General features: G+C 60.4%; 15 protein-coding genes and 1 tRNA gene. 7 read left to right on the top strand and 9 right to left on the bottom strand.

Annotation, left to right across the window (positions count from 1 at the left end):
• The 4 genes from AC1D2N_RS02515 to AC1D2N_RS02500 all read right to left on the bottom strand — a co-directional run bounded on the left by AC1D2N_RS02515 (position 1) and on the right by AC1D2N_RS02500 (position 4489).
• Complete coding sequence (locus AC1D2N_RS02515) at positions 1-822, bottom strand: ABC transporter permease (RefSeq protein ID WP_477980666.1); 822 nt, start codon at positions 820-822, stop codon at positions 1-3.
• A 1-nt stretch (position 823) separates the two neighbouring features.
• Complete coding sequence (locus tag AC1D2N_RS02510; protein WP_018242921.1) at positions 824-1738, bottom strand: ABC transporter permease; 915 nt, start codon at positions 1736-1738, stop codon at positions 824-826.
• A gap of 311 nt (positions 1739-2049) precedes the next feature.
• Positions 2050-3348 carry an ABC transporter substrate-binding protein gene (locus AC1D2N_RS02505; RefSeq protein WP_018074083.1) on the bottom strand — a complete coding sequence of 433 codons (1299 nt, stop codon included), beginning with the start codon at positions 3346-3348 and terminating at the stop codon, positions 2050-2052.
• Positions 3349-3400: 52 nt separating this feature from the next.
• Positions 3401-4489: an ABC transporter ATP-binding protein gene (locus AC1D2N_RS02500; RefSeq protein WP_065276129.1), complete on the bottom strand. Its 1089-nt coding sequence runs from the start codon at positions 4487-4489 to the stop codon at positions 3401-3403.
• 267 nt (positions 4490-4756) lie between these two features.
• On the opposite strand from AC1D2N_RS02500, the gene AC1D2N_RS02495 reads away from it, so the two are divergent.
• Positions 4757-5467 carry a GntR family transcriptional regulator gene (locus tag AC1D2N_RS02495; RefSeq protein WP_018242923.1) on the top strand — a complete coding sequence of 237 codons (711 nt, stop codon included), beginning with the start codon at positions 4757-4759 and terminating at the stop codon, positions 5465-5467.
• Between the two features lie 62 nt (positions 5468-5529).
• On the opposite strand, the gene AC1D2N_RS02490 is transcribed toward AC1D2N_RS02495, so the two are convergent.
• Both AC1D2N_RS02490 and AC1D2N_RS02485 read right to left on the bottom strand, forming a co-directional pair.
• Positions 5530-5943: a DUF4174 domain-containing protein gene (locus tag AC1D2N_RS02490; RefSeq protein WP_018446598.1), complete on the bottom strand. Its 414-nt coding sequence runs from the start codon at positions 5941-5943 to the stop codon at positions 5530-5532.
• A gap of 199 nt (positions 5944-6142) precedes the next feature.
• Entirely contained in the window at positions 6143-6526 is a 384-nt protein-coding gene (locus AC1D2N_RS02485) for a BRA0787 family protein (protein ID WP_018446599.1), read from the bottom strand.
• Positions 6527-6881: 355 nt separating this feature from the next.
• Between AC1D2N_RS02485 and AC1D2N_RS02480 the strand changes: the two genes are divergently transcribed.
• Both AC1D2N_RS02480 and AC1D2N_RS02475 read left to right on the top strand, forming a co-directional pair.
• The gene (locus AC1D2N_RS02480; protein WP_018242926.1) at positions 6882-7088 is read left to right on the top strand and encodes a hypothetical protein; all 207 of its coding nucleotides are present in this window, start codon (positions 6882-6884) and stop codon (positions 7086-7088) included.
• Between the two features lie 25 nt (positions 7089-7113).
• The gene (locus AC1D2N_RS02475; RefSeq protein WP_018446600.1) at positions 7114-7344 is read left to right on the top strand and encodes a DUF2934 domain-containing protein; all 231 of its coding nucleotides are present in this window, start codon (positions 7114-7116) and stop codon (positions 7342-7344) included.
• A gap of 87 nt (positions 7345-7431) precedes the next feature.
• Here the strand turns inward: AC1D2N_RS02475 and AC1D2N_RS02470 are convergent, their stop codons facing one another.
• Together AC1D2N_RS02470 and AC1D2N_RS02465 are read right to left on the bottom strand one after the other, a co-directional pair.
• Positions 7432-9357: a DUF5054 domain-containing protein gene (locus AC1D2N_RS02470; RefSeq protein ID WP_130729281.1), complete on the bottom strand. Its 1926-nt coding sequence runs from the start codon at positions 9355-9357 to the stop codon at positions 7432-7434.
• Positions 9358-9694: 337 nt separating this feature from the next.
• A complete protein-coding gene (locus AC1D2N_RS02465; RefSeq protein ID WP_112904230.1) occupies positions 9695-9889 on the bottom strand; it encodes a hypothetical protein in 195 nt (64 codons plus the stop codon).
• 122 nt (positions 9890-10011) lie between these two features.
• Here AC1D2N_RS02465 and AC1D2N_RS02460 point away from each other — a divergent pair, with 122 nt between their 5' ends.
• The 3 genes from AC1D2N_RS02460 (at position 10012) to AC1D2N_RS02450 (ending at position 11797) form a co-directional block, all read left to right on the top strand.
• The gene (locus tag AC1D2N_RS02460; RefSeq protein ID WP_018446602.1) at positions 10012-10737 is read left to right on the top strand and encodes a LuxR family transcriptional regulator; all 726 of its coding nucleotides are present in this window, start codon (positions 10012-10014) and stop codon (positions 10735-10737) included.
• 155 nt (positions 10738-10892) lie between these two features.
• The gene (locus AC1D2N_RS02455; RefSeq protein WP_018242930.1) at positions 10893-11558 is read left to right on the top strand and encodes an acyl-homoserine-lactone synthase; all 666 of its coding nucleotides are present in this window, start codon (positions 10893-10895) and stop codon (positions 11556-11558) included.
• On the top strand, positions 11555-11797 hold the full coding sequence (locus AC1D2N_RS02450) for a hypothetical protein (RefSeq protein WP_477980662.1): 243 nt from the start codon (positions 11555-11557) through the stop codon (positions 11795-11797). The genes AC1D2N_RS02455 and AC1D2N_RS02450 overlap by 4 nt, the downstream gene beginning before the upstream one ends.
• Here AC1D2N_RS02450 and AC1D2N_RS02445 read toward each other — a convergent pair.
• Entirely contained in the window at positions 11778-12146 is a 369-nt protein-coding gene (locus AC1D2N_RS02445) for a response regulator (RefSeq protein ID WP_130729282.1), read from the bottom strand. The genes AC1D2N_RS02450 and AC1D2N_RS02445 overlap by 20 nt on opposite strands.
• A gap of 201 nt (positions 12147-12347) precedes the next feature.
• Between AC1D2N_RS02445 and AC1D2N_RS02440 the strand changes: the two genes are divergently transcribed.
• Positions 12348-12423 (top strand) — tRNA-Ile (locus tag AC1D2N_RS02440).
• Positions 12424-12526 lie beyond the last annotated feature (103 nt).

The following is a 12526-nucleotide window of genomic DNA, read 5'->3' as shown; positions in this document are numbered from 1 at the left end:
TCAGTTTATCTTTGCCTGCCGCCGGCTGAGCATCGTCATGATGCCGAGTGCGACGAGAATGATGGTGAAGGAGAACAGCGTCGTCACCGTGCCGAGCGCATAGAGCACCGGCGTCGTGACGTTGGTGGTCATGCCGTAGATTTCGAGCGGCAGCGTATTGTAGGTGCCTGACGTCATCAGCGTGCGGGCGAATTCGTCATAGGAAAGCGTGAAGCCGAACAGGCCGACGCCGACCAGGCTCGGCGCGATCATCGGCAGCACGACATGGCGGAACGTCTGCCAGGAGCTGGCGCCAAGGTCACGCGCCGCCTCTTCATAGGCCGGCGAGAAGCGGTTGAAGACGGCAAACATGATCAGCACGCCGAACGGCAGCGTCCAGGTCAGATGCGCACCGAGGGCCGACGAATACCAGGCAGGCTTCAGCCCTCCCTCCTGGAAGACGACGCCGATGCCGAGCGAGATGATGATCGACGGCACGACGAGGCTGGCAACTGTGGCGTAGAACAGCGCGGTGGAACCACGGAAGCGGCGGCGGAAGGCAAGGCCGGCGAGCAGCGAGACGACGACAGTCACCACCATCACCATCAGCCCGAGGGTGAAGGAGCGGCGGAAAGAAGCGCCGAAATCGCCGACCGCCTGCTTCTCGAACAGGTTGAAGAACCAGTGCGTGGAAACACCGTTCATCGGGAAAGTCAGGCCGCCATCCGGCCCCTGGAAGGAGAGGATCAGGATCGCCGAAAGCGGGCCGTAAAGGAACAGCACGAAGATGATGAAGAAGATCGCCAGCAGGTAGAATTCCAGGCCGCGTTTTTCGTGGTTCATCTCAAAGCTCCTTGCGGATGTCGACGACACGCAGGATGGCCGCGACCATCAGGAGCACGACGGCAAGCAGCACCACGGCATTGGCGGCAGCCGCCGGATATTGCAGGAGCGACATCTGGTTCTTCATCATCAGTGCCACCGAGGCGCTCTGGCCGCCGGACATCACCTGCACCGTCGAAAAATCAGCCATGACAAGCGTGACGACGAAGATCGTGCCGATCGCCATGCCGGGCTTGGCAAGCGGGATGACGACATTCCACAGCACCTGCCAGCCGGAGGCGCCGGCATCGCGCGCCGCCTCGAACAACGATCGGTCGATACGCATCAGCGTGTTGAAGATCGGCGTCACCATGAACAGCGTATAGAGATGCACCATGGCGAGCACGACAGCGAAATCGGAATAGAGCAGCCATTCGATCGGCTTGGGGATGATACCCATATTGATCAGCGTCGAATTGACCAGGCCGTTGCGCCCGAGCACCGGGATCCACGAGATCATGCGGATGATGTTCGACGTCATGAACGGCACGGTGCAGACGAGGAAGAGGATCATCTGCGTCGAAGTCTTGCGAATGTGGAAGGCCAAGAAATAGGCGACCCAGAAGCCGATGACGAGCGTCAGCGACCAGACAATCGCAGTGAATTTCAAGGTGTTAAGATAGGTCTTCCACGTCACCCACGAACCGAGCGTGTCGGTGTAGTTCATTGTCAGGAAATCGGGATAGAGACCGGCAAAATCGTAGTCCCAGAAGCTGACGACGCCGATCATGGCGATCGGCAGCAGGAAGAAGAAGCCGAGAATGACGAACAGCGGCGTCGCCTGGAGATAGGATATCGCCGATGGGGAAAGCCTCAGTCCGCGCCCGCCGCGCGCGCCTTGGCCGTCCTCCTCCGTTTCCGCCGCGATGGTCGCCATGATCCGGTTCTCCGTTGTCTCATTGTCAAGCGTGACGACCGAGGGCTCGTGCCCCGCCCCTCGTCCGCCTGCCGGCACCTTCTCCCCGCCGAGGAGAAGAGAATCGCGGCGGCACCTAAGCCACCGCGCACCTCAGTTTCGTCTCGCGGCCAAACCGCGAACTCCCTCTTCTCCCCAGCGGGGGTCCAAAGGACGGGTCGAGACCCGTGGGTCGACCCCGGTCAGATGCCCGAAGGGCAGGTGAGTGGGCGGAGCGAAGCCACGTCTTGAGCATCGCCAAAGACAGTGGCTCTCCACCCTCTCTGCGGAGATCAGGCAGCGATGAACTCGTTCCAGCGACGGACCATGTAGCGGTCCTCGTCCATGACGGAGTTCCAGCAGGCAACCGCGCCCATGCGGGCTTCGAAGGAACCGCCGTCGCGAACGGCGCCGGCCTTCTCCATCACCTTGCCCTCGGGAGACAGGATATCGCCCTGCGCCGGCTTGCCCTCGATCCAGTAGCCCCATTCGTCGGCCGACATGAATTCCTTGGCGGTGTCCATGCAGGCGGAATAGTAACCCTGGCGGTTGAGGTAGCCGCCGACCCAGCCCGACGTGTACCAGTTGATGTATTCATAGGCGGCATCGAGCTGCGCGCCCTTGAGGTGCGAGGCAAGGCCGAGACCGCCGCCCCAGGCGCGATAGCCTTCCTTGAGCGGCTGGAAGGTGCAGGCGATGCCCTTCGAACGGACAGCGGCGACGGCCGGCGACCACATCGATTGGATGACGACTTCGCCCGAGGCCATCAGGTTGACGCTTTCGTCGAACGACTTCCAGAAGGCACGGAACTGACCGTCACCCTTGGTCTTGATCAGGAAGTCGATCGTCTTGTCGATTTCTTCCTTCGTCATGTTGCCCTTGTCGGCATATTTGATCTTGCCGGAGGCTTCCATGATCATCGCCGCATCCATGATGCCGATCGACGGGATGTTGAGGATCGCGGTTTTGCCCTTGAAGGCCGGATCGAGAATATCGGCCCAGCTGGTGATCGGACGGCCGGTGAGGTCGGGGCGAATACCAAGCGTATCGGCGTTGTAGATGGTCGGAACCATCGTCATCCACTGCGTCGGCTCCTTGGCGAACTTCTTGGAACCCTGCGCCTCGACGAAGCCGACCGTGTGCGGCGCCGTACCCTGGGCGATGACGCTTTCCGGCTTCAGCTTGCCGTTGATGAACAGCGGCACGATCTTGTCGTAATATTTCAGCTTCTTGACGTCCATCGGCTGCATGACGCCGGTCGGGAACACCTTCTTGGCGATCCAGTATTCGATGTCGGCAATGTCATAGCTGTCGGGCTGGGTGACGGCGCGCTGGGCGGCGGCGTCGGAATCGGTTGCCGTCATCTCCAGCGTGATGCCAAGATCGGCCTTGCACTTCTCGGCGATGGCATTGATGTTCGAAACGCCGGTGCCGAACTGGCGAAGCGTGATGTTCGTCTGCGCCCAGATTGTGGGAAAGCCGGTGATGGCGCCGGAGCCGGCGATGGCGCCGACGGCGGCAGCACCCGTCTTCAGCAGCGTGCGACGGGAAAGTCCCTTCTCCGCTTTGGTCGATGTCGTTTCAGTCGTCATGTCAGTTCCCCTTTTCTTGGATGGAAGGTTCAGTGTTTTTGGTGGTAATGGCTCATGCGGAAGAGCGGCCGAGAAGCACGGCATCTTCGAGCGCCCAGCTGAGCGAGACGGTGTCGCCAACGGCAACCGGCCGGGCGAAATAGTCGCCGTCGTCGGCAATGACGGTGAAATCGTCGCTTCCCGCGCCGATAACGGTGATCTTCACGGAAGAGCCGCGATATTCGATGTTGGAGACGATGCCGTCGAAGCCGAGCGTCCATTCGGTCGCCACCTGCAGGCGGACGCGGTCGGTGCGGATGCCGATGTCGACCGGCTCGCCGACCTCCCTGCCCGTCCCGCGCACGGAAAAGCTCTGACCTTCCGGCACGGTCATGACGAGCACGCCGTTCTCGCTCGATGTCACCCGGCCGGACAGCACATTGTGGTCGCCCATGAAGCGCGCGACGAAGGCAGTCGCCGGCCGTTCGAAGACCTCGCGCGGGGCGGCCGCCTGCTCGATCCGGCCATCATTCATGATGACGATGACGTCGGCGAGCGCCATCGCCTCTTCTTGGCTATGGGTAACGTGCACGAAAGTGATGCCGAGCGACTTCTGCAGCTTCTTGAGTTCGGCGCGCATGCGGATCTTCAGGAACGGATCGAGCGCCGACAGCGGCTCGTCGAGCAGCAGCGCTTCCGGATCGGTGATCAGCGCGCGCGCCAACGCCACGCGCTGCTGCTGGCCGCCGGAAAGCTGGGCCGGACGCCGGTTGGCATAGGCCTCCATCTGCATCAGCTTCAGCATCTCGAGCGCCTTGGCCTGCCGCTCCTGCCTGTCGACGCCCTTCATCTTCAGGCTGAAGGCGACGTTGTCGATCAGGTCGAGATGTGGAAACAATGCGTAGGACTGGAACATCATTGCCGTGCCGCGCCTGGCCGGCGGAAAATCGGTGACGACGACATTGCCAAGCCTGATATCGCCCGACGAGATGCTCTCGTGGCCGGCAATCATGCGCAGCGTCGAGGTCTTGCCGCAGCCCGACGGGCCGAGGAAGCAGCAATAGGAGCCGGCCGGAATCTTCAGGCTGATCGCATGGACCGCCGTCGTCGCGCCATAGACCTTCGAAACGGATACTATATCGATCTCTGCCGCTTTCGACATCATGCCTTCCCCTGTTCGGAAAAGACAATGCATCTGCCGTGCCAAACTCCATTGTTCGCGTCAAGCCATTGCGAAATCAGCTTTTTTTCAACGCAAAACTTGCGAGAGCAAATTATATGCACAACGAAATCTGCACATGATTTAGGCTATCGTGCACAGTTTGTGCAGAAAATCGTATACAATATTGCCATCATTTCGGGCACAAATTCCGTTTAACTTTTGCCGCGAACACGGATATGGTTTCTCGTCATCAGGAAATCGATTTTCATGAAATCCGCCGCCAAGGCCCAGCAAGCCGAAGACTCCGCCGAAACAGGCGCGCAACAGATTCGCGATGCCATTCGCGAAGCCATTGTCGAGCGCAGGCTGTCGCCCGGCACCAAGCTTTCCGAGAGCGATGTCGGCAATCTCTTCAACGTCAGCCGCACGCTTGCGCGCGCCGCCCTGCAGGCGCTGTCCTATGAAGGCCTCGTCAGCGTCGAGAAGAACCGCGGCGCCTTCGTCGCCTATCCCTCCCCGGAAGAGGCTCGCCAGATCTTCTCCGCCCGCCGCCTGGTCGAACCCGGCATATTGCGCGAGGCCGCGGCGCGGATCACGCCTGATGACATCGCGCATCTGAGACAGCTTCTGCTGGAAGAAGGCCGTCTGATGAGCGAGCGCGGCCAGACAGCGCGCCGCGCCGAAATCAAGGCATCGGGCGATTTTCACCTGACGCTGGCGCTCATATCAGGCAATTCGATCATGCAGCGCTTCATGGAGGAACTCGTCGCCCGCTCCTCGCTGGTGATTGCGCTCTATGGGCAGTCGACCGCATCGAGCTGCGGCCACTCCGAACATGGTGACATCATCTCGGCGATCGAAGCCAACGAACTCGACCGCGCCTGCCAGCTGATGCTGCATCATATCGCCCATATCGAGGCCGATCTCGACCTGCGCGAACGCAAGAGTCTGGGCCTGAAGGAAGCCTTCGAACTCTGAACATGCAAAGCTGCGGGCGCGGATGCTCCACCGCGCTCCGCTTCAAACGGAATCTCGAAACACTACCAAGGCGTCTTCTTCGGCAACATCTCGAAGGCCGCGAAGATATCCTCCGCGGTCATTGGCTCGCTCGAGCGCAGCTTCACGGTTCCGTCGCGTCCGATCAGGATCAACCCGAACTCGCCGGTCGGCGGCCCCTGCAGCCGCTCGCGAATATCGTCGGCATCGAGTTCCCAGTCATCGTCGAACAGCGCAAACGCGCCGCCGCCGGCGATGCTGAACACTTCGACGTCTTCTTCGATGAGGCGCATATGCGACTTGCGCAGCCATTCGTCCTGAATGAGCGCGCGGTCGTCTTGCGCATCGGCGAAGATGATCAGCACCCGCTTCCTGTCGCGAAACTGCTCGAGCGATTGCGGAAGGTCAGGCTCACGCCTGGATGTACCGATGATTTCATGAACGATGGATTTTAGCATGGTACTTATTCCTCGCCCGTCACGACTGCATAATTCCTTAGATCGGGATCGATTTAAGGATAAAATTATGCGGCAATTCAAAGTGCCACAGCGGCGCTGTAGCGGCGGGCCGTGCCTGCCGAATTAAACGGTTGGGAATAGGTGAGGTTCCGCCAGGAAGCGGAAAAGGATCGCAGCCATGGCCGCGATCCTCATCCTGTCAGTCGCGGCTCTGGTCTTCGGACGCGTGGGCCGAAACGGCAACGAGATCCACGGCACCGGTGGCGAGAAGGCGCTTGCGCACCAGCACGCGCATGACGCGCGCCGCCGTCGAGAAGGTCATCTGGTCGAGCGGGCCTTCGCCCTCCCACGGCTTGGTCAGCCGTTCAGTGACGGCGCCGACAATGTTCATCGGCACAATGTCGGTGCATTCGCGCATGGCTTCGAAAACGAAGCTGATTGGAATGACCCTTCCTTCGTGGGTCACGATCGGCTCGGTCAATTCGCTGTCCCATTCCTCAAAGGCATAGAGCGCTTCGCGAAACAGCTGCTGGAGGGTAAACGGCGCGTGGCCGTTATGAAGTGGCGGCAGTGCATTCATCATGTCTGTCTCCTCTTGTTGGATTGAAGCCAAGTCCTCCGGTATCGGTCGGCATCAACGCGGGGAACGAATATTTGCCCCTGCGGACCGAATAACACGATTGATTCTATAGAGTAACGCGCCGGGGTAAAGCCCATTTATCAACCGCTGCGGAAACGAATTCCATAACACCCTGATATTTCTGCATGTTTTAGGCGAAATTTTCTGAGCGTCCCGCATTCTTAAAAATCTATGCCAGCCGCTTCAGATCGCTCCGGAATGGCACGCCGAGGCGAAAAAACCCTGAAAATTCACGGAACTTTTGTCTCTGTAATTTGTTTTGTTCTCACATTCGCAAAACAGTCTGGGGTTATCACCAATGACGCAAATCCATGAGCCGGAGCGCCGAAGCAGAATCCTGCGCGGCCGCCCCTATAGCCTTGACGAATTCGCCTCCAAATATGGCCTGCATGGCGATCAGGCCGAAAGTCTTTTCACCCGTTTCGGACCCTCCTCGATCGAACTCGACCTGCTGATGGCAGCCAAACGCCGGCCACCGGTTCTGCAGGACAAAATTGCCGAATAATACTTTAGACGAGTGGGATGGATAGATGAGCAATAGACGCCACGAATGGATCAGCAAAAGAGCTTACGCGATCTGGGAGGAACAGGGCCGTCCTCACGGCCGCGACGACGAACACTGGCGCCAGGCAGTTGCCGAACGCGATGCACTGGAGCGCACCAAGGCCTCTTCCGACGGTCGCGAAGTACTGAAGTTTCGCCCGAGGCAGCCCGAAGCGCTATGCACCGGCTGGCTCGGCCGATCGGCAAGCGTCGGCTGAACCGCTTCCTGTCTCGGCCCGGACGGCTCAATCCGTACCGGGTCGAGCGGCAAATCCCCGCGGGATCGCATCCCCGTTAGGGGTGACTCAGTCGAGCCTTAACCGGAAACGCGCCTGAAAATCTCCCTGCCACCACATCGGGAAATTGGTTCCCCATTTATTGTTGTGCAGATTGAAACGGATGCCGGCGGTGAAATCCGGCAACGTCCTGCAAAACGTCATGAAATCTGAGCCTTGCGGCGCAACGAGCGGCGCATCGAAGGTTTCGATTGTCAGCGGACCATCGGCAAGAGCACCGCGTGCCGATGTCACCGCCTGCAATTGTCCGCCGCCGCTCGTCGCAATATTCCCCGATCGATGCCAGAGGCCCATCTTGCGGAAATTCCACTCCGCGGCACGATCAGGCGTGAAGGAGAGGAAGCTTGCCTCCGGCATACGGTTGGCCGGCTTGTCAAGCAACGTCAGACGCAGATCAAGACGATCACCCTCGGCGGTGAAATGCAGCATCACATGCGGCGGCGCGCCATATTTCTGCACGGCCTCGACCGGCATCGACAGAAGGATGCCCGCCTCATCAGTCGCTTCCAGCACCGGCAGAAAAATCTTCGAAAGTGCCGCCCCCGACCGGGAAAGCCCCGGCTTGTCATGGTCGAGCACTGCCCATTCCTGCCGATGAGTCAGATAGGTCTGCATGTGACGGTTGATGTCGCCGGCATCGTAGCTCTCGTATCGATAGGCGATCAGCGCGCCGTCGCGGCCGGTGATCGTCCTGCCGGAAGGCGAGGTAATTTCGGCAATATCGCCGCTCACGCCGTCGAGCGCGATCGACCAGCCACCGGCCTGCAAGCGGAGCTCCCGCCCACCGTCCTCGATGACGGCAGGCGTGGCGAGTTCGGCGAGCACGGCCTGGGCCGCCTTCCGGTCCGTCTCGTCGAGCTCCGAGACCGCCTGGTCGAGATAGGCCCGCTGCTCGTCCCAGGAGGCTTCGGTATAGGCGAAGCGATAATCGGATCGGCGCGCGGCCTCGAAATCGGCCCGCGACCACGCCTTGTCGTCGCGCAGATAGGACTTGATATCGACGCCGCAGGTATGCTCGGCCACCATCGCCAGTCCGCGCCCGAAGGCGAGACGCCGCGCATCGAGACCATCCGCCGCGAAACGGTCGTAGAGCCGCTGCAGCGCGAGAAACCGCGCCGTCTTCACCGGATCGCTGCCGCTGCCGTGGATCCAGCTGTCGCCGAGTTCCAGCTCGACCACAGGAAAACGCTCACGCTCGCTCCAGAGAATGGCGCCGTAATCCTCGAGCGTTGCTGCGCGGATGATCGCATCCGGCTCACGGGCGCGCAATTCGCGATAGGCCTCGGCCGTCTGCGGCACGCTCTGCGGCCCGATATTGTCGTTGGTATGGGCAAAGCTCAGGCCATCGTCCAAACCATCGGGGAAACAGGTCTCGCCATAGGAGCGCTGGTACATGACGACCACCTCCTCGCCGCCGGGCGCCCGCCAGCGGAAGATCTCGGGCGCATCGGGCGGCGGTGAGGCCGTATTGACGCCGAGATGCAGGAAGCGGATGCCCGCCTCGGCAAGCAGCGGCACCATGCCGAGCGTATGGCCGGGCACATCGGTCATCTTTGCCGCGATCGTCGCCTTGCCGAAACGCCGGTCGAGCTCCTGCGAATAGGAAAGCCCGGCCCGAAAGAGATCCGGCGACATCAGCTCCGTATGCGTGGTGAACGGCAGGCCGTGCCAGCGAATCAGTCCGCGCTCGATCGCCTGCTCCAGCGCGGCGACTTCTCCCGCCGAGCGCGAATTCAGATGGTCCCAGATCAGCCAGGCGCCTGTCGTCCAGATGAATTTCGGCTCGTCGGGATTTTCGGCATGAAAATGCTTGGCCGTCTCGATCGCCTGCGGAATGAAGCGCTCGTGATATTGCCGGCGGACTTTCTCGGCATGGTCGGTAAAGCCGATATCGAGATGGGTCTTGAAGACCAGATGCACGCGCTTTTCGGTCATTCCATTTCACACATCGGTGATGACAGTCGAAAACAATCTGCAGCCAATGAAGGCACAGGTAAGGAGTGTAACCGTTTCCACAAACACCCTTGCTCCTGCCGCAAACGCCCCGTCAACCGTTTTGGCACAAATCCATTAATTAATGCGGATTTCTTAACCATATATCCAGAACGCAGCGTCCGATCCTTTCGCCGCCAAAACGAATCACGACATGAATGAAGACGTGTTCATTGGCAGTTTTGCAGGGCAGAAGGGCGGTGGAATTTCCCTGCCGACCGGCGTGGGTGGCCTGCCTAAATTGCGGAGAAAGGGCTGAGCCGTTCGGGAAGGCCGATCGTCAGAAAGCGTTGGCTTCCTGGCAGAGCGCCCGGTGAACCTCGGTCCAGAACAGCGCCAGCGGCCTGTCGCCATTGCGTTCGGCAACGAGGGCGCGGATCAGCGCTTCGGAGCCTGCCATGTCCTGCCAGCTGGATTTCAGGCCCTTGGCGGCCTGTTGGCATTCGGCAATCTCGAATGGTCTCTTGCTGTCCATATGAGGTCTCCTCATCACAGGCGCTAGCAGATGGGACCCGGATTGTCATTCCCCGCATATGTGGGGATGCCTTGTATTTGTGACGGCCCTCGCGGTAGGATTGAGGGAATTGGGGCAGTGAAATGATTGAGAATACCTATAGCGAAAAGTTCGAGTCCGCATTCGAACAGATCAAGGCGGCGGCCAACGTGGATGCCGCCATCCGTATTCTCCAGGCGGAATATAACCTCGATTTCGTCACCTACCATCTCGCCCAGACGATCGCGAGCAAGATCGATTCGCCCTTCGTGCGCACCACCTATCCGGATGCCTGGGTTTCCCGCTACCTCCTCAACAGCTATGTGAAGGTCGATCCGATCGTCAAGCAGGGCTTCGAACGCCAGCTGCCCTTCGACTGGAGCGAGGTCGAACCGACGCCGGAGGCCTATGCCATGCTGGTCGACGCCCAGAAACACGGCATCGGCGGCAATGGCTACTCCATCCCCGTCGCCGACAAGGCGCAGCGCCGCGCCCTCTTGTCGCTGAATGCCCGCATACCGGCCGAGGAATGGGCCGAGCTCGTTCGCCGCTGCCGCAACGAGTGGATCGAGATCGCCCATCTGATCCACCGCAAGGCGGTCTATGAGCTGCATGGCGAAAACGATCCGGTGCCGGCATTGTCGCCGCGCGAGATCGAGTGTCTGCACTGGACCGCCCTCGGCAAGGATTACAAGGATATTTCGGTCATCCTGGGCATATCAGAGCATACCACACGCGATTACCTGAAGACCGCCCGCTTCAAGCTCGGCTGCGCCACGATCTCGGCCGCCGCGTCGCGGGCCGTGCAACTACGCATCATCAATCCCTAGTTTTTTTGTTGGCGCATGTCGTTATCGCAAAACCGCTGCACAGTTTTGCGCGACATGCTGCCCCCTCATCTGAGGGGGCCTATCTGAGGGAATTTCCGATCCGGCTCGCCTGAACCATTCTGCTTCCCACGAACTTGAAAACGCTGGAGGGCAAAATGTTCGTTATCATTCAGGCACATGAGTATCAGAAATACGCTGCCGTACTCGACCAGATGTTTCGTCTGCGCAAGAAGGTCTTCGCCGATACGCTCTGCTGGGACGTTCCTGTCATCGGCCCTTACGAACGTGACAGCTACGATTCGCTTGCTCCCGCCTATCTCGTCTGGTGCAACGACAGCCGCACCCGTCTTTATGGCGGCATGCGCCTGATGCCGACGACGGGCCCGACCCTTCTTTACGACGTCTTCCGCGAGACGTTCCCTGATGCCGCCGATCTTATCGCCCCCGGCATCTGGGAAGGCACGCGCATGTGCATCGACGAGGAGGCGATCGCCAAGGATTTCCCCGAGATCGACGCCGGCCGCGCCTTCTCCATGATGCTGCTCGCGCTTTGCGAATGCGCGCTCGATCACGGCATCCACACGATGATCTCCAACTACGAGCCCTACCTCAAGCGCGTCTACAAGCGCGCCGGCGCCGAAGTGGAAGAACTCGGCCGCGCAGATGGCTACGGCAAATATCCCGTCTGCTGCGGCGCCTTCGAAGTCTCGGACCGCGTGCTGCGCAAGATGCGCGCCGCCCTCGGCCTCACCCTACCCCTTTATGTCAGGCACGTGCCGGCCCGCTCGGTCGTGACCCAATTCCTGGAGATGGCAGCATGAACCGCCTCGCTGAAACCGCTACGCAGACCTCAATGCAGAAGGATATCGGCGCGCTGGAGCGCCATGTTCTCGCATCCCGCGACATCGCCACGCAGATAGGGGATCCCTTCCTCTCCTATCTCCTCTCGATGGCGCTGTTCACGATCTACGAGAAGAAGCCGCAAAAACAGTCCCCGTTTTGCGGCTGCGCGCCCCTGCCATGTCATCAGGACATTGCCGTTACGTCATCAGGGAATTGATGGTCGAAATCAGCGCGTCGTGCAGATAGGGCTTCGGCAGGAAAGCGGTATTGGCGGGCAGCGCCATCGGGTCGAGCCGCACCATGCCGGAGGTGATGATGATGCCGATGTTCGGCCGCATCGCCCTCACCCGCTTGGCAAGCTGGAGACCGTCCATCGAGCCGGCCATGTTGACGTCGGTGAACAGGATATCGACATCCTGCCTGCCCTTCAGCACCACCAGAGCCTCGTCGGCATTCGCCGCCTCCAGCGCCACATGGCCGACCTCCTCCAGCACATCGAGGATATTGAACCGGATCAGCGGCTCGTCCTCCACGATGAGCACCACGGCAGTGTTCGAAGCCACCATCTGCGATCGCCCTCTTCATGCGGAATGTGACTTGGATAAGTGTAGCCCGCGCGAGAAGGTTCCAGTGGCTGCCCACGAATTATGCATCGTCCACAGATGCTTGCGCTGCCCGCTTGTGGCTCCTTGCAATTTGCGTTAGAGCGAACCGATGCTCGCGGGAACCATTGCCCCGGCATCACGGCGCCGGCCACCCGACGCCAAGGGCCTGTAGCTCAATGGTTAGAGCCGGCGGCTCATAACCGCTTGGTTGGGGGTTCGAGTCCCTCCGGGCCCACCACTTTTTCCAGGGTTTTGCGCCGTGCGGCCCGTATCGCCGGCTTCCCCTGGTCAACAGGACGACGGCTTTGTATCGCCTCCTGTCCCGCATATTTTGCAGGAAA

This window comes from Rhizobium sp. P1_B8, assembly GCF_056406515.1.
Note: the sequence above shows the minus strand (reverse complement) of the source record. Positions and strands in the feature narration are given on the sequence as shown.